The sequence below is a fragment of the Acidithrix sp. C25 genome, from assembly GCF_904848545.2.
The window spans coordinates 72,733-89,439 of the sequence record NZ_CAJHCI020000001.1; the positions used below are offsets into that span (position 1 = coordinate 72,733).

The 16,707-nt window shown below is 46.8% G+C and carries 13 protein-coding genes and 2 pseudogenes; 12 read left to right on the plus strand and 3 right to left on the minus strand.

The genetic code is table 11. The annotated features are described in order from the left end of the window. Positions 1-35: 35 nt before the first annotated feature. Complete coding sequence (locus ACIDITHRIX25_RS86985; protein WP_201732207.1) at positions 36-470, plus strand: reverse transcriptase domain-containing protein; 435 nt, start codon at positions 36-38, stop codon at positions 468-470. Between the two features lie 271 nt (positions 471-741). On the opposite strand, the gene ACIDITHRIX25_RS86990 is transcribed toward ACIDITHRIX25_RS86985, so the two are convergent. Then, positions 742-1,380, minus strand: a complete 639-nt coding sequence (locus ACIDITHRIX25_RS86990; RefSeq protein ID WP_052604013.1) for a TetR/AcrR family transcriptional regulator — start codon at positions 1,378-1,380, stop codon at positions 742-744. A 250-nt stretch (positions 1,381-1,630) separates the two neighbouring features. On the opposite strand from ACIDITHRIX25_RS86990, the pseudogene ACIDITHRIX25_RS86995 reads away from it, so the two are divergent. The 4 genes and pseudogenes from ACIDITHRIX25_RS86995 to ACIDITHRIX25_RS87010 all read left to right on the plus strand — a co-directional run bounded on the left by ACIDITHRIX25_RS86995 (position 1,631) and on the right by ACIDITHRIX25_RS87010 (position 4,988). Next, a pseudogene (locus ACIDITHRIX25_RS86995) lies at positions 1,631-2,564 on the plus strand (IS1595 family transposase). A gap of 127 nt (positions 2,565-2,691) precedes the next feature. Beyond that, the gene (locus tag ACIDITHRIX25_RS87000; RefSeq protein WP_201732208.1) at positions 2,692-3,171 is read left to right on the plus strand and encodes a hypothetical protein; all 480 of its coding nucleotides are present in this window, start codon (positions 2,692-2,694) and stop codon (positions 3,169-3,171) included. Between the two features lie 931 nt (positions 3,172-4,102). Beyond that, positions 4,103-4,474 carry a hypothetical protein gene (locus ACIDITHRIX25_RS87005; RefSeq protein ID WP_201732209.1) on the plus strand — a complete coding sequence of 124 codons (372 nt, stop codon included), beginning with the start codon at positions 4,103-4,105 and terminating at the stop codon, positions 4,472-4,474. 268 nt (positions 4,475-4,742) lie between these two features. Continuing rightward, a complete protein-coding gene (locus ACIDITHRIX25_RS87010) occupies positions 4,743-4,988 on the plus strand; it encodes a recombinase family protein (protein ID WP_349632140.1) in 246 nt (81 codons plus the stop codon). Between the two features lie 27 nt (positions 4,989-5,015). Here the strand turns inward: ACIDITHRIX25_RS87010 and ACIDITHRIX25_RS87015 are convergent, their stop codons facing one another. After that, positions 5,016-7,199: an IS1634 family transposase gene (locus ACIDITHRIX25_RS87015; protein WP_201732211.1), complete on the minus strand. Its 2,184-nt coding sequence runs from the start codon at positions 7,197-7,199 to the stop codon at positions 5,016-5,018. Positions 7,200-7,402: 203 nt separating this feature from the next. Here ACIDITHRIX25_RS87015 and ACIDITHRIX25_RS87020 point away from each other — a divergent pair. From ACIDITHRIX25_RS87020 to ACIDITHRIX25_RS87045, 6 genes and pseudogenes are all read left to right on the plus strand, one after another. Beyond that, positions 7,403-7,636, plus strand: a pseudogene (locus ACIDITHRIX25_RS87020) (recombinase family protein); the annotation flags it as partial. 34 nt (positions 7,637-7,670) lie between these two features. Next, positions 7,671-7,901, plus strand: coding sequence for a hypothetical protein (locus ACIDITHRIX25_RS87025; protein ID WP_201732213.1), 231 nt, complete (start codon positions 7,671-7,673; stop codon positions 7,899-7,901). Between the two features lie 12 nt (positions 7,902-7,913). After that, entirely contained in the window at positions 7,914-8,234 is a 321-nt protein-coding gene (locus ACIDITHRIX25_RS87030) for a transposase (RefSeq protein WP_201732214.1), read from the plus strand. Continuing rightward, positions 8,234-9,100, plus strand: a complete 867-nt coding sequence (locus ACIDITHRIX25_RS87035) for an IS3 family transposase (RefSeq protein WP_249685604.1) — start codon at positions 8,234-8,236, stop codon at positions 9,098-9,100. Before ACIDITHRIX25_RS87030 ends, ACIDITHRIX25_RS87035 begins: the two co-directional genes overlap by 1 nt. Before the next feature lie 2 nt (positions 9,101-9,102). Further along, positions 9,103-9,351, plus strand: coding sequence for a hypothetical protein (locus ACIDITHRIX25_RS87040; RefSeq protein ID WP_201732157.1), 249 nt, complete (start codon positions 9,103-9,105; stop codon positions 9,349-9,351). 686 nt (positions 9,352-10,037) lie between these two features. Beyond that, positions 10,038-12,932 carry an FAD-binding and (Fe-S)-binding domain-containing protein gene (locus tag ACIDITHRIX25_RS87045; protein WP_201732215.1) on the plus strand — a complete coding sequence of 965 codons (2,895 nt, stop codon included), beginning with the start codon at positions 10,038-10,040 and terminating at the stop codon, positions 12,930-12,932. On the opposite strand, the gene ACIDITHRIX25_RS87050 is transcribed toward ACIDITHRIX25_RS87045, so the two are convergent. Continuing rightward, positions 12,888-13,625 carry a GntR family transcriptional regulator gene (locus tag ACIDITHRIX25_RS87050; RefSeq protein WP_201732216.1) on the minus strand — a complete coding sequence of 246 codons (738 nt, stop codon included), beginning with the start codon at positions 13,623-13,625 and terminating at the stop codon, positions 12,888-12,890. The two genes, ACIDITHRIX25_RS87045 and ACIDITHRIX25_RS87050, sit on opposite strands and share 45 nt — an antisense overlap. A gap of 1,757 nt (positions 13,626-15,382) precedes the next feature. Between ACIDITHRIX25_RS87050 and ltrA the strand changes: the two genes are divergently transcribed. Next, positions 15,383-16,525, plus strand: a complete 1,143-nt coding sequence (gene ltrA, locus ACIDITHRIX25_RS87055; RefSeq protein ID WP_249685607.1) for a group II intron reverse transcriptase/maturase — start codon at positions 15,383-15,385, stop codon at positions 16,523-16,525. The last annotated feature ends 182 nt before the right edge of the window (positions 16,526-16,707 follow it).

Sequence of the window (16,707 nt, forward strand, 5' to 3'; positions counted from 1 at the left end):
CAGGGATTGATAAGCAGTCCATCTCAGTCTTTGAGATGGATCTAAAGAACAATCTCTACCAACTCTGGAATCGAATGGCTTCTGGAAGTTATTTTCCAGCGGCAACTAGATATGTCGAGATAGACAAGTCAGATGGCGGTAAAAGAATCCTAGGTATTCCAACCGTCAAAGATCGCATCGCCCCAGGGGTAGCTAAAGCCTACATAGAGCCAAGATTGGAAGAGGTCTTCCACGAAGACTCCTATGGTTACAGGCCGAATCGCTCAGCCCATGATGCCATTGAAAAAGCACGCAAGAGATGTTGGAAGTACGATTGGGTCATTTATCTAGATATCAAGGCCTTCTTCGACACGATAGATCATGAACTGCTGCTAAAAGCTGTCTCTATGCACGTATCAGAGCCATGGATAATTCTCTACATCAAACGTTGGTTGAAAGTGATATGCCCCGGAAATAGTGGAGACTCCTAATCTTGAGAGAAGAACTCCATCTGCTAATATCAAACTAGACCTTGAGAACCAGTTGGTTCACAGGTAACTGAGTCTCCATTAAACCCGGCTCGTATCAAGTCACGATAACGGCGAGCGATCGATAGAATTGCTCGATGGCGGGGTTGTCATAGCGTACTCAGCTACTCGCATCCGCGAAAGCTTTAGGAGTTTTCTAGCTGCGGATCTTATCCATTTCCTGGTGATACGAGATGACAAATTTCCCAAGGACGGTGAAGCTGACTGAACTTTTTTAGTTGGATAAAGCTATGGAGTCTCGAAGAATTCGATCGACGGTGACGTCTAGATCAGGCCACGGGAAGCTTGTAATTGACTGACGTAAAGTTATAAGGCCGTGAAGGCCATACCAAAGCAATACCGCGCCCAGTGTAGTGTCACTTGCAGTCGAAATTCCTATATTTATGCACTCTTGTATGGTGTCTGTGACGATAGCGAAGGCTTCAGCCATCAGCGGGGAGGTTTCGACCATTGGGTGTCTATCTTCGTTCCAATCTGGTGAATATGTGCGACTGAAGAGGACTCGATAGCGACTTGGCGATTGAATCCCATAGTTGACATAGGCCTGCACAAGAGCGATGATTTGGTCTCTTGGGTTCTGTGAAGATGATCGGGCTTCATAAAGTAAACGTAGGAAGGCATTAAGCTCCCTAGCGATAACGGTATCGATGATCTCGTGGACGTCGTGGAAATGGCGGGAGATGGAAGGGGCTGCAATTCCTGCTTCTTTGGCTATCGATCTAAGGCTGAGAGTTAGTTCGGATGCGCTTTGATCGAGCAGGCGAATGCAAGCAAGAACTATCTCTTCGCGGAGATGGTCTCCTTGTCCTCGGGGGTTGCGAGTACGTTTGGTTATCTTTGTATTGGCCGGCATGTGCTTAGTTTAGTCGGCTCCAGCTTATGTTGCCATGACCTTGAATTGCGTAAAGTTTTATACGTAAAGTTACACTTGGATTTTCGAGAATAGTATGAAGCTGAGCCCCGGAGTTGAAGATGTTTTCAGGAAATTTTAAGTTCATACTTATCAGGTTTCATAAGTTTCGCCTCCACCGAGACCAGATTGGAGCTAATCTCTAGTAGAACAGATGTTCGATTAAGCGGTCTAGGCGGATATTTCAGCCTTTATGGTACGCTTCCGCTTCGCAATAAGCGCGTGAAGAGTATCTGATCAAATCGTTATTGCTATGAGAGCTTTAGATGTCCAAAGTGTGACTCTGATCAATTTACCTTATTAGGGCCAATTCATTTCAAGAAATGCAGCATCTCGAGCTCCACTTTTTCAATGTAAATCTTGGCACCGCCAAACGAGCGTTACATCTGGCACGATCTTTCATAAGAGTAGGGTTCCCCTCGCGAACTGCTTCCTAGCGGCGTATCTTGTTTCGAACGACAAGCGTGGGATTGCAGGTACCACCCTGGCACGACAGTTAGGTGTTTCGTATCCAGCTGCTTGGTTGATGCTAAACAAGCTCCGCAAAGCAATGTCGGAGCGAAACTCCATTTACAAACTCAATGAGAAAGTCCAGCTAGATGAATTCTGCCTTGGTGGGATAAGCCATGGAGAAGGAAAATAAGGTAGGGGAACTGACCAAACTACTGTGATGATCGGTGTGTCTCTAGCTAGCGGTGCGCCTATCCATTGCTTCATGGAAGTCATTGACAATACGACCACCGAAACAGTGCTTGATGTCTTAGAAAGACGCGTTAATTCGAAGATCGCTCTAGAAACCGATGGCAACCCCACCCACCTATCGAGCGTGTGCGAGAGAGATGGGTATAAACCACACAGTAACGTTATCGAGTCATGAAAGTGCGCACGAAGTTTTCAAATGGATTTACACACTGATTGGAAATACCAAGAAGTTCATCGATGGCACCTACCATGGAAGAGAAGTATACAAACAACTCTATTTAGAAGATTTCATATACCGATTCAACCGCAGAGATAGTCGATCATCGTTGGTCGATCGTCTATTGAACACCTGCGCCCTCACCGAAGAATATCCCTTTATCTCGACCCGTGGGGCGAAACTGGCCACGGCTAGCGAGTCTTTATAAGGATTCCAGAGATAACTCATCGTGTGTTTGCTCGCTGGCGTCAGGAAAACACACTCCGTTATACAAGAGAACACTTCGCGCACGGTGCACTTGACTTCTACGCGTTTATTGAGACGAACCTATTCGGATGGTCCTAAATCCTGCGAAAAAGACAGCCCAGACTGAATTACGTAAGGCACGTCTCGCCCTATCTCAGGCAGAAGCAGCGATAGGTGTCGCACTCGAGGAGCCGATGTGGACATCAATGTTGAAGTTCAAGGCACAAAACGAAGAACTCACAGCAATAGCAGCGAAAACACGAAGCGAAGTTGACCGCCTTGACCAAGAGTTACGTGCTATCCCTGTTCGAGTACCACTGCATAGTATCCGCCTAGGGGCAACACTCATGGACGAGGCGAGGGCATTGCTTAGTGAAGCATTCAATCGCGCTGGTGATCTCCGAATCGTTGATGGAGCACTTGACGTCCGGATCGACCCGTTATCTGCCCCTCGTTGCACCCGTGTACTTGTTTCATTGTGCGAACAACGTACATCCACAAAAACCTGCCACCCAGAGACCAATTTACCCAAGCGATTCTCTGTCAAAGATCGACCCGGCATCTCTTGAACTTTATCTCCCATTTCAGGAGTCCTGGACTCAGTGATTACTCCATGATTGGGGCATTTCGGTCTCCGTAGGGCACAAGAGATCCAAGTACGACGTATTCCCATGTCAAGATGTCTCCAGCGAGAGTTGATAAGTTCTGATGTCGTAGCGGTATTTTGTTTTGAATTTACGGCTTATTCAACAATACGGTGGACATGCGAGTTTGGATCGTGCAAGTTTGACATCTACAACAATTTCATCTTTTGAGGTAAAAATATCGTTGACAATGACACCTTTAACGTCAAGCAACTGCTTGACTAGAGAGTTAGCGTGCACGGTTAGATCTCCTAAATCTGTGTGTTAGTAACTTCAAATTTAGAGGTCACAAACCGTGCACGTTTCATTCAATGCTTTTAAAGACCCAAAAGTTCTTATCGTACAGGCGTTACTTATCAGTTATGGGGTCTTGGTGACCCACATGAGGGTTAGGAGAGCCATTTTTTGTTTTGGTGTGGCATAGCTATTTATGGGGGTGAATCGAGATTGTAATTTTATGCTCTATTAAAATTCCAGGAGACGAACTGCGAAGGCTTTTTATGTAATCAATCCAAATATGCTCAAGCGGATAACGATCTGGGTTGTTAGCGGCTCATATTCGGCGTATCTAATCGCTATAGTTCGAAGTTTGAATCATATCAATAAATGGGACTTTGACTGGGCGTACTTGGCCCGACTGATATGTTGAAATGGTCGTGAACTGACCTTGGGGAGCTGGACAGATTCTTTGAGATCAAAGTGAATAAGGTTAGTCGCTAGAGCGCGTTATGAGCGATTGAAGATTAAGCGTTTGTTGAATTTGATCGAGCGAGATCGGTATTATGTTTTTGAGGCGTCTCGGTTTTATTTTGAATTCCGAGAACGCATAGTTGTTTTTACAAGGGTGGAATTATCCATGGAGAACGAAAGAGCCGCTTCAAAGGCGGAGGTTGATTTTGGATACTTTCAAGGAGTTGATATTAGGGTCGGCCGTGTGATCTCAGCGCCCTTTGCTGTTGGTACTAGGTCTCCTTCCAGGGAGATGACACTGGATTTTGGCGTACTTGGCCTTCGGCGTTCGATCGGTCAGTTTGCGCTTATCCCCGAGGATGACCTGGTGGGCCACAATATTTTGGCAGTTGTAAATCTTGGACCACGAAAGATCGGAAAGTACACATCAGAGGTTTTAGTGCTAGGTGTCCGTCATCCTGAAAGTCCGACGAATCAAGCTCAAGCACTCCCTCTGACCGTCTCTGATCTGGCCGTCTTGGGTAGTGAAGTCTTTTAGGGGCGCTTTGTCACCTCCATGGGGCTCGCTACTGCTACTCTCCAGCTGAGCACTCTTGAACGAAGTTTACTATAATGCCTATATGACGAGGTTAGTGCCTATTGGGGTGCCAGCACAGGAGCTTGGGGTACACCCCATGACGCTACGGAGATGACAAGCAGAAGGACGTATCGATCCTCCTATACGCACACAAGGAGGCAGAAGGCGTTATGACCTATCTAAGCTTCGTGCTATTACTCCTCATAAAGCTCCATCCACCAGAGCTACCATCGCCTATGCCCGCGTGTCAACCAACGCTCAAAAAGACGACTTGGTTCGCCAGGTGGCTCTCCTAGAGAGCTATTGCGCCGCAAACGGGTGGAGCTATGAGATCATCTCCGATGTAGGGTCAGGACTCAACTACCATAAGCGTGGACTAAAAGTGCTTATCTCTTGGATTTGCTCCGGCGAGGTTGGGCGGCTGGTGCTCAGTCATAACCCATCTTTCCGAAAATCAACCTATTCTCCCAGCTAGTTGAGTATGTGGTCTTACGTTGGGACACTACAAATGCGTCGCAATGGTCTTTATCCGTTTAAGGGGATCACTAACTCCTAAGAGACGGTAGATCTCTTTGTGAACCGGCTCAGAAACACCACTAGTGCGGATGTGATAGACAACGCCTTTATCTGATGTAAGAACTATGGTGGCTCGGCGGTGACTGTTGAGTTGCTCTTTAATGGTTGACCATCTTCTCTTATCGTTATTTTGCCTCAAGGTCAGCTCAATAGCACTAAGGAGGTGATAGGCAAGTACTGAGATGAAGAGGTGAGCAGCAGTTCGGCTAGCTAGTTGATGATAGACCGGTCGAAGTCCAAGATCACTCTTGAGGGATCTAAAGGCATCTTCTACTTTAGTGAGAGTCGTATAGATATTCCAGATCTCACCTGCATCTAGCTCGCTATGGCTGGTGTCTATGACGTAGGCTCCTTGGAGATTATCATCTTTGGCTTTAGTGGGTTTTTCTGTAATAGTGAGATTGATTACTTTGTCAAAGCGTCTCTTTTTGATGATCTTGCCATGGTCTTGATGATATTCAAGGGATATCTCGTATTTGGAAGCAATACTTGGGTACTTGGCCTTGATGCGTCCGATACGCTCTGAGACAACTGTGGTCTTAGATATAGAACCCTTTGTGATTGAGGTATTCAACGAAGTGATATCTACTAAGAATCTCTCGTTAGCTTGACTAGAGATCGCTGATTCCTTCTTGGATCTCCCCAAAGAACGACACAACACCACGGTTGTGGTGTTGTTGTTGGAGGAAGAGGAGGAGATGGAGGTGGAAGAGGAGGAGATGGAGGTGGCGTTAGTATCAGTGTCGGTGCTGTCGCTGATATTGTTGCCGGTGGCACCATTACGGATATAGTCGTCAGTGTCGGTGCTGCTGTCGCTCTTGATGATTTTGGTGTCGGTGCTGCTGTCGCCCTTGCTGCTGCTGTCGCCGGTATTCTTGCTGGTGGCACCATTACTGCTATTGTCGTCAGTGCCGGTGTCTTCTTCTAGCGTTTGCACTTGTCCTTGTACTTGTGTTTTCACTTGTCCTTGTGGCTTTTGTGGTTCCACTTGGAGCTTTTTCACCAGTACTGGGGATCCTTGGGCATCGTAGATCTCGGTGAAGCCTTCCATCTCCATGAAATGGCTTCGATAGAGGCTCTTTTTGTTAGCTCTCTCAATTACTACGTAGTTGAGATTGCGCTTAATGAGAAGTTCTAGGTTTGCCTTGGTAGCAATTCCCCTATCCATCACAATGGTAGGAACAACATCCCCAAAGAGAGATCCATCCGATAGAGACTCCAAGGCATCAAGTACGCTAATGAGAGTTCTAGGCTCAGAGGTATTGCCCTCATGTATCTCTGAGTAGATGGGTAGTCCCCGGTGATCAACAAGTAGTGCCAGAGAAACTAATGTGCAATCAAAACGCTTCTCTTTGGAATGTCCATGTTTAGCTAGGGAGTTCCCCTTAGTAGAACCTTCGAAGTAGGTGTTGGTTAGATCAAAGAGAAAGAGCCTGGTATTCGTCCTAAAGAGATCAGAGCTAGCTCTATAGAGTGCTGGCTCTATGACGGCTTTAGCGTCATAGAGCTTATCTGCAATTGCATAGACCTTATCCTTGTGAAACTTAGAGAGATCGATACCACATATCTCAGGTAATGAAGAGTTGGAGTTGATATAAGAATAGGTCTTTCGATCAGATCCAGGATGAATAAGACGAGCTATTATCGTTGCCTTGGCAATGCCAAGAGATTCACCCGATAGACCTGCACTCTCTAGGATCTTATCGAAGCTAAGAGCTTCATAGAACGAGTTTCCTATGAGTTCTGGACCGATACTTCTACTATTGATAGTCTTAGCACTAGAGAGATCCACCATCTCAAGGTCAGCCTCAGTAGTTCTTGTTTCTTTAGCGGCTGCAACTTCGGAACGAATTGCATACTTAGTGATTGCCAGATCTGCGTATCTGGCAATAATAGGATCTGATTCAAAGAGTGAGGTTACTCCAGAGAGTCTCTGGGCAATTGCATTGGCCAGAGCTGGCCACAATGACTTATCCAGGTCCAGTTCGGTCAAGGTCATTACTATACGTTGACGGGGACCTTTTTCACAGCGGTAGGACTCAACGAGTTGGTACTTACTGTAGCTAACGCCGGTCTTTTTATTAACTGTTGGAGTTTCACGGATAAACACAACAAGACAATAGCACCATGTCAGAGCTAATGCAAGTCATAATCAACACTACTCAAAAATTAGGACACTACATTCGCGACCCAAAAAGACCTAATACCCATCTACCAGGGCATCTATAAATGACACAAGCCGAAAATCCTCAAAAATCAACTCAAAAGGGGCCAATTGGGGCGATTTTTCGGGAATTCTGCGAAAGATGGGATAAGGACAGACTGCTTCGTTTTGGGTCAGAGCTTGTTTTGTCTCTTTGTGAGCATTTTGGAGTCGAAGTAATCATTATCAACGCTAGCGAGGATTCAACCTTTGAAGAAGATCTGACAAACGATGTCATCGAAATCGTAACCGTCTTCTCGGGCTGGCTATATGGATCGCATAACCATAAAAACAAAAAGGTTATGGAACGGCTTCAAGAGGTGGCCAAAGAGGTAACTCCATGATCCGATCTCCGAGCCTCACTCTATGGTTAGCATTATGAAGCGCACGGTACGTCTAGCCACGTTGCCACTGAACAAGAACAAGTATGACGAGACGCGCTCTGTGATCGGGCACTATAGCGACGCAAAGCGCATCTTTGTAGCTCATCTGCGCCAGACTAGCCTATGGAGGCTGCTTGATAGAAGCAAAAGCTTTCGTGACTATGCAAAGGCTGAGCTTTCCCAGAGAAAGTGGACACTCAGATTACCAACATACGATGTTGGTTGAAGGGATGTCACAATGGCAATCAGCAAAAGGAAGTTCACGCTGGAGTTCAAGGTAGATGCAGCCCATAGAGTTATCGACTCTGGTCGAAGCGTTCGGGAAGTAGCACAAGAACTCTCAATAGAGCGAAGCACCCTTAGCAGGTGGGTACGTGATGAGCGTCGACGAGCGGAGGCGATCGATACCGCCACCGGACTTCCTCTCGAAACCGCAGAGAGAAACGAGCTCAACAGGCTTAGACGTGAAATCGCAGAACTACAGAAGGATAATGCCTTTTTGGGAAAAGCGGCAGCGTACTTTGCTCAAACCCCACCAAAGCGGAGAGATTCTCTTTGATGAAGGCGGAGTGCGCTAACTTTGAAATCAATCGGATGGCTCGGTTGCTAAAAGTATCCAGGTCCGGATATTACAAATGGATCGAATTGCAGAAAAACCCGTCTGGAGCAGCCATATGTCGTGAAAAGCTAAAAGCCAAGATCCTGTACTTTCACAGCAAATCACACGGTGTCTATGGATCCCCACGGATCACCGCTGATCTTTTCGATGCTGGAATCAAATTGAACCACAATACGGTTGCCAGCTACATGAGAGACCTTGGTATTTGCGGGATATCGCCACGACTCTTCAAGACCACCACCATCTCTGATCCTAAAGCAAAATACCCAGAAGACCTGGTAAAACGTCATTTCTCCCAGGAGAAACTAAACGCTCTCTGGACTTCGGATATCACATATTTGAAAATCGGAACCGGTGACGTCTACTTGAGCGCAATACGTGACGAGTGCTCATCTAGGGTGCTTGGTTGGGCTCTAGCTTACAATATGAGAACCGAGATCGTGACAGACGCCTTGTATCAAGCCGTAAAACTACGCAATGACCAGGTAAAAGGGACAATTTTACATACAGATCGAGGTGCACAATTCAGCGACCGCAAGGTAGTGGAGTTCTGCAAAAAAGCTGGGATTGTTCGTTCGATGGGACAGACTGGATCGTGTTACGACCACGCAACAGCGGAGTCATTCTGGTCTATCTTCAAACATGAGTACTTTTATCGACATGTCTTTTCCAATATGGAAGAACTGCGAGCTGGAGTCGAGTGGTACATCAACTGGTACAACACCACCCGGCGACGCGAACAGAACAACTACCTAAGTCCAATAGCATTCGAAGTAGGATTACAACAAGCAGATAAAGCTGCGTGAGCGTGTCTACTTTCCTTGGGGAACCTCAAACCTGGCACGGTGCAACTGCACACAACCTGGCACGAATAGGTGCTATTACAGAAACTGTAATAACCACACCAAAGCTTCGACGGTGTTACTTTCAGATCGCAGGACATATCACTCGTTCAGCTAGAAAAGTAATACTGCATCTTGAAGAACACTGGCACTATAAGGATAAGTTCTTAGAGGCTCTTGATCGGATCAGAAAGTTTGAGATCGCCATCACCTGAACATCTGGATACCTAACACACTGAATATTACTTGAAGGAACTGCTCTAGAAGACAAGGGATTAGGTTACTATACCCAAAATGAGATTTCAGAATCTCAAAAATGACCAAAAAGGCTCAATCACAAAGGGAATAGGTCATATTTGGCACTCTGAAACCAGATTTAAGCCATAGACCCTCCGTCAAACCTAAATCAGTTCCAAAAAACCGACTTGGATTCACACCGAGGGGCTCAAGCTGGTCCATTTCTGTGGATTCAGGCTTACCAAGCTGCCAGGTGGTCTTTAGTGACTGCGGCGCTCCGGGCAGCTTGACTTATGGCTGCACCTTCGCTTTAGCGCCTTGTCCCCTTCGGTGATCTTTTTGAAAGCCTGTTCGGGGGTATGCCTTTTGGACTTCACAACAATTTCCTCCATCTACATTATGGATACAAAGCTCACATTATTAGCGGATTAATTAAATGGAAGCCTTCCACTTGGTTGAAATTTACGGAAATCTACTTTGTTAATCTTTGATCGATGATGTATAGTTTGAATTAAGGGACAGACAGATGACCGACACACTTTATTCGCCAGTGTGTATTTTGGGGTTTTTGCTCTTGTCCTGTGAACACTCCTAATCGCTTTTGGCAATTCGTCGTTGGCCGTCGTCTGTTTTTCATTTTTGTTCGTATTGATGGAGGATTTGGATGAGCGGATCGAGAGTTTTTAGGGGAATTTCTAAGCGTGTGGTCAAGGTGGCACCTCAGGATCCACTTCGGCAAAAGTTAGTTAGAATATACCCCTCGAACCGAGTTCTTACAAGCGCTCTCTATCGCTCGGTCTATTCTCGGGATGGCTCTTATTTTGAATATAAACCTCAGGCTATTGTCCGTCTAGGCCAAATCGAAGATGCCTTGGCGTTGATAGATTTCTCTCGAAACGAGGGTATTCCAATTACATTTCGCGCAGGGGGTACATCTCTATCAGGTCAGACCGTTGGAGAAGGAATTATCGGTGAACTTCGCACTGGCTTTAGAGGTATCTCGGTGCATGGTGGTGGGGATCTGGTATCCTTCGAGCCTGGTGTAACCGTCAATCAGGTGAATGCGAAGCTTTCTCCGTTTGGAAGAAAGATTGGACCGGATCCAGCCTCCAAATCGGCGGCGATGATGGGTGGAGTTCTCTCTAATAACTCCAGCGGCATGCAAGCAGGAGTGATACAGAACTCCTACCATACTCTTGTCTCGTTGGAGTTTGTGCTGTACAACGGCCACCGATATGACACCTCTAAAGCTGCAGATAGAGAGCGTTTTGGACGGGATGAGCCCAAGATTGTCAATGGGCTGCTTAGAATTCGCGACGCGATACGGTCAGATATCGAATTGCGCGATCGAATCAAAAGAAAATATCGTATAAAGAATGTAACAGGTTATTCGCTGAACTCCTTTTTGGACTTTGATGATCCATGCGACATCTTTTCTCACCTGTTGATTGGCGCCGAAGGTACGCTGGGGTTTATCGCTAAAGCGACCCTATCGACCCTTCCGATAGAGCCTTATCGGGCAAGTAGATTACTTTTTTTTGCTTCCGACCAAGACGCGGCTAGGGCCGTTGGGGATCTAGCCGTTATCAATCCGGCTGCGGTCGAGTTATTGGATTATGCATCTCTAACTTCGGTGGTTGGTCGTGTCGGCGTCCCTGCGGTGGTTGAGACGATACCGACTGGTTCTGCAGCGTTGCTTTTTGACCTAGCTGCCTCGAGCAGCGAGGCTCTTGAACTTTTGATCGAAGGCGCACAAAGGGTTGTGGATGAGCTTGCATTGGTGGCAGATACTCCATTTTCGACTTCCGCCAAGGAGAGGGCTCAGTTGTGGTCTGTTCGAGACGGTATCTTTGCGAGCGTCGGTGGTGAAAGAGCACCAGGTACTACCGTCATCTTGGAAGATGTAGCGGTGGAGCCAATCCATCTTGGTGAGTTGGTGTCGTCTTTGAACGCTTTGTTTGATCGATATGGATATGCGGGAGTTATCTTCGGCCATGCCAAAGCTGGGAACGTCCATTTTCTTGTCTGTGACGACATGTCCGATCAGTCTCGTGTCCTTCATTTTTCTACATTTATGGACGAAGTGATCGACTTGGTGGTTGGACTTGAGGGGTCACTAAAGGCTGAACATGGAACCGGTCGAGCGGTTGCTCCTTTTGTAGAAAAGGAGTGGGGCTCAAAGGCCTATGGGTATCTCAAGGAGATTAAAACACTGTGCGATCCGTACGGTTTGTTGAATCCTGGTGTGATTATAAATGATAATCCTAATGTCCATCTGGAGAAAATTAAGGCCATCAAGATCATTGGGGATAACACAATTGACAAGTGTATCGAATGTGGTTATTGCGAGCATGTCTGTCCCACCAGGTATGTCACATTGACCCCAAGGCAGCGTATCGTAGCCCATCGGAGCCATCTGTCTCTTTTGGCAGATGATGAAATTGATGAGGCTGAGCAAATGTGGCGCGAGTACGAATACGCCGGCCGAGATAGCTGTGTAGCAGATGGTATGTGTGCCACGGTTTGTCCAATGGGCATCAATACCGCAGATTTGGTGGATCACGACCGATCGATGGCAAAGACCAAGACCTCGCAGTTCGTCGCAAAGTTGGCAGCCGAGCGATTCTCGCTAATAGAAACAGCGACTAGAGGGGCATTGGTGGTCAACAAGCGCATTACGAAGGTTGTGGGGAATCGATCACTAGAGAAATTGAATACGCAACTTCGCAAGTTAGACATTGTTTTACCTAGCCCGCCGGTCAGTCTGGGAACTTCCATATCAATTGCGCGCCCAACGCTGCGACGTAGACCAGATGCCATCTATTTTCCATCTTGTGTCTCGCGGATGTTTGGCCAGGGCAACGTCGATGGTGCGTCTGTGGTTGATTTAGTTCTTAGGGTCGCCGGTCGAGCCGGAATTTACCTTGAGATACCAGAGGATGTCCAGGGAGTATGTTGCTCTCAACCATGGTCGCATAACGGCTACGAAGACGGAGCTTCGGTCTCGGCCAATAAGGCGGTCGATTCATTTTGGCGTTGGACTCGTTCTGGAGAGATCCCGATTATCTGTGACGTAACTTCATGTACGCATAGTCTCATGCAGGAGTTAGGACGGCAATCCTTTGGCGTTAGAGGTGATCTCTTGACCTCCGCCAATAGAGGCCATCATTCGGACCTTCAAATCAGGGATCTTATAGTTTGGATTGAGGACTTGCTACCGCGTCTCGCGATTACTAATCGGTTAGATCGTGTTTTGATTCATCCAACTTGTGCCCTTACCCGGGTGGGACTCTCTGAAACCGCGGTGGGAATTGCTCAGCAGCTAGCCAATGTTGTCGTAGTGCCTGAATCGGCGACGTGCTGTGGCGCCGGAGGCAATCGTGGAATGTTGTACCCCGAAGTAGTCAAGTCTGCTCTTCGGGACGAAGTTATGGAGTTGAAGGGCCTCGTCTTTGACGGTGCATTTTCTTTTGCTAGCACTTGTGAGGCAACTCTAAGCGATGAGTTGGGCGTCTCATTTGAGCCATTCATATCTCTTGTCGAACGTGCAACTCGGTAGATCTATGGCTATGCAGTTAGCGACGAAACTATTTTTTGGCTTGGTTGGCGCAAAGGGCGTAGCAAGCCCGTTTAGATGGTCGGTAAGGCGATCCACGGCTAGGAGTTCGTTTCTTTCTTCTATTGCAAAGTAGATTCCATGGTGTTCCGAAGATATTCTCTGTTGGCCGAGAGCGTAACGAGCTTGAGCCATTGAGAGCCTTATCTCATCAAGAAGTGTTCTATAGAGTTCAATTAATCGCTCGCTATTAGTGGCATCCACAAGGCTGGCGTGAAATGCGAGGTCGGTATAGGCAAAGACGGATGAGGGGGCATCTTCTGGCAATTCGGCCAATTCATCGGCAGCCTTTAGTGCTGCCGATGGAGCCAAGTTGTTTTTGGCCAGATGGCGAACGACAGATGTCTCAATCTGAATTCGAACAAAATATAGATCCTCTATGTCGCTTTTGCTCAAATGTGGAACATAGGCAGGCTTGTTTGGACGACGGCGTAGTAAGCCGTCATGAGTGAGAGATTGAATCGCTGACTTCGCCGTTGGACGTGAAACTCCATAGGTTGAAGCTACTTCCGTTTCGGTAACCAGAGACCCGGCTGGGATGTCTCCATCGAGGACTTTCGAGCGAAGCTCCTCGGTTAGTGCTTCAGAGATTGAGACCGTCTTTGAAATCACGCTCTTTCTGGCGTCGTCGTTCACTAGTATTTACCTTCTTTAGCCGCTTTTACCTCAATGTTAGTAGTTGAATGAGGATCGCTAGGACTGATAGCTCGTAGTTGTGGACCGTATTCAATGAAGGTAACTATCGATTCAGGTGATCTATCGGGATGCCAAACTAGGTTCGATTACCCCAGCACAAAGAAGCTTGGGTAATCGACTCCGTTTGGCTAGCCGTGGCAAACATCCGCAAAGATCACATTGAATAACTATTTAAGGTTTGATTATCCTTAGCAAACTAGTGCCGACCCAAGCGACAAAAGGTCAGTTTGGCCCCGTTGTCAATACCTTTAGTCCGCAGCGACCTCTTTATCGGTACAAAGCTTTCGCAGGGGATTCGCCAGGGCGAATATCGATGGTAATCGATTTGCTAATCGCTGATGAGACTACCTTTGCGAAGTTGGAATAACACTCGTTACGATAGCCACAGCCCCATTGGAACTCTAACAATTAAAGTGTGGTTCTTTGAAGGATGGTTATATCCCGTGGTGATTCTTGACCAGATCTATGATGAGTCTCGTCTTTAGAGAAGGCTTCATTCGTCTGAGAACTGCCCGGAACTCCTGAGCCAGCGCCAATTTAGCCAAGATGCCCATCGATATCGAAGAGCCACGACATTCGATGAGATCTGAATGATGAGTCCGCTAGTTATTGGTTCGAGCCTAAGTTTCATTATGAAACTGGTTTGTCGGCCAGTCCCTTCGTCGAAACAAGGTTAGCTGAGACTGCTTGCCCACTGATCGACAAAGCGAGCCACGGTCACCACTGTAGCGAGACCCAAAAAAGTGACTCTAGGTTCTTGTTGCTTTAGCTTTTTCATACGACGACCCCTTTGACAAAAACTAGAATTTTACGAGGATTTTTGGGACTTGTTAAGATTTCCAAATGATAGATAAGTTATTGTTTGGCATTTAGGAAACTAGATGATAGGGCTCCAGTTCACTTGGTATGCATTACGACCAATTCGGCACCTAACCCTACTTTCGGCGTGCGTCATGAATGAAAGAGGTTGTAAATCATGTAGAAGCTGATAACAATCACACTGCAATGCTACATAGATGATGGAGGTAGGCCCTCCGGGATCGCCTTTTGGGAGGAGATTCCAAACCACCGTACGGGGCATTAGCTAAAGACTGTTGTCCAAAGCGGTACGGAAAAGTTAGAGCAATGACTCTTTCAGGTATGAGTTAAGAAGACGAGTGAAAACAAACCACTGACGAAGCGTTCGAAATTGGTATGGATGATGTCGAAACCGAGGGACGTCGAACTTTCGGGACAACTTGGAGACTAACCCAATTAGTGCTCCTTGGGCATCCGGCGTGTAGGTGGCGTGAGCTTAACATCAGGCGTTTATGTGGAACATGAGAACCCAGTCCTAGACGTTCTTGGCTAAGCCCACATGGGCTAAGCCCAAAGATGAGGAAAAACCTACAAGTTGCAGATCAACAAGAGGGAAAGTACCAAATGCCTATGGATTGGGGCGGACCATCCCGTAGTAGCTACGAAGTCCTTGTAATGAGGATGGAGCCAAGGGGATGGAGTGAACAGGAAATGCAAATGAACAACTTCTCAAGGTAAAAGTTGAGGGGGAGGGATCAAATGACAAGACCACGACAAGAAAAAGCTTTTGACAAAAGACAAGTACGTCGTACTTAAAGCATACAAAGAGGCAAAAGCCAATCACAATAGACACAAAGCGAGCACCAGGGATTGATAAGCAGTCCATCTCAGTCTTTGAGATGGATCTAAAGAACAATCTCTACCAACTCTGGAATCGAATGGCTTCTGGAAGTTATTTTCCAGCGGCAACTAGATATGTCGAGATAGACAAGTCAGATGGCGGTAAAAGAATCCTAGGTATTCCAACCGTCAAAGATCGCATCGCCCAAGGGGTAGCTAAAGCCTACATAGAGCCAAGATTGGAAGAGGTCTTCCACGAAGACTCCTATGGTTACAGGCCGAATCGCTCAGCCCATGATGCCATTGAAAAAGCACGCAAGAGATGTTGGAAGTACGATTGGGTCATTGATCTAGATATCAAGGCCTTCTTCGACACAATAGATCATGAACTGCTGCTAAAAGCTGTCTCTATGCACGTATCAGAGCCATGGATAATTCTCTACATCAAACGTTGGTTGAAAGCTCCAATGCAAAACAAAGATGGACAACTAATAGATCGAGAGCAAGGATTACCCCAAGGCGGGGTGATTTCTCCGATTTTGGCGAATCTGTTCTTACATTACGCTTTTGACAAATGGATGGTAAAGAACTTACCCTATGCCCCGTTTGAACGATACGCGGATGACCTTTTGGTACATGTGGAAACAAAGAAACGAGCCGAAGAGATCCTAGAGGCTATAGGTCAGAGAATGACGCAGGTCAAGTTGGAGTTACATCCACAAAAGACCAAAATCGTCTATTGTAAGGACTCCAACCGTAAAGGAGAGTTCGAACAAATACGCTTTGACTTTCTAGGATTTACCTTTGCACCACGCTACGCCCGCAATAAGTTCAAGCAGCAGTTTAACAACTTCCTGCCAGCGGCTTCAGATAAAGCGGTAGAAGAAATGGGCAGAGAACTTAGGCGGTTTCGTATTCACCTCCAAACAGGCCAAACCATAGCCGAACTCGCCAGGCTTTACAACCCGGTGATCTTAGGCTGGATCAACTACTATGGACGCTTCTACAAATCCAGATTAGGCCAACTCCTCCGTCGTATCAATATCTATTTGATTAGATGGGCACGCAAAAAGTACAGGCGACTTAGCATACGAGCAAATGCTTGGAAATACCTATCTCAAATAGCCGAACGTGAACCCAATCTTTGGGCTCACTGGTCATTTGGGGTAATACCAAAAGTCGGTTCGCTAGGAGCCGTGTGAATTGAGAGGTTCACGCACGGTTCTGTGAGAGCGGGGAGGGGAAGTTCCTCCCCGCCACTCGACAACCACCCCATGAAAGCCCAGTTCATGACCATATTGGTGTCTGGATTTGGGCACTACAGTTGAGCAATCACCTTCTTGGTTCGAGCTAGGGTATCTACTACTCCAAGAATAGAGTAGAT

Excerpts from the sequence above, each read along its gene's own strand:
- ACIDITHRIX25_RS87000 (WP_201732208.1), top strand. The coding sequence starts at position 2,692 with ATGGTCCTAAATCCTGCGAAAAAGACAGCCCAGACTGAATTACGTAAG.
- ACIDITHRIX25_RS87035 (WP_249685604.1), top strand. The coding sequence starts at position 8,234 with ATGAAGGCGGAGTGCGCTAACTTTGAAATCAATCGGATGGCTCGGTTG.
- ACIDITHRIX25_RS86990 (WP_052604013.1), bottom strand. The coding sequence starts at position 1,380 with ATGCCGGCCAATACAAAGATAACCAAACGTACTCGCAACCCCCGAGGA.
- ACIDITHRIX25_RS87030 (WP_201732214.1), top strand. The coding sequence starts at position 7,914 with ATGGCAATCAGCAAAAGGAAGTTCACGCTGGAGTTCAAGGTAGATGCA.
- ACIDITHRIX25_RS87005 (WP_201732209.1), top strand. The coding sequence starts at position 4,103 with ATGGAGAACGAAAGAGCCGCTTCAAAGGCGGAGGTTGATTTTGGATAC.
- ACIDITHRIX25_RS86985 (WP_201732207.1), top strand. The coding sequence starts at position 36 with ATGGATCTAAAGAACAATCTCTACCAACTCTGGAATCGAATGGCTTCT.
- ACIDITHRIX25_RS87025 (WP_201732213.1), top strand. The coding sequence starts at position 7,671 with ATGAAGCGCACGGTACGTCTAGCCACGTTGCCACTGAACAAGAACAAG.
- ACIDITHRIX25_RS87045 (WP_201732215.1), top strand. The coding sequence starts at position 10,038 with ATGAGCGGATCGAGAGTTTTTAGGGGAATTTCTAAGCGTGTGGTCAAG.
- ltrA (WP_249685607.1), top strand. The coding sequence starts at position 15,383 with ATGGATCTAAAGAACAATCTCTACCAACTCTGGAATCGAATGGCTTCT.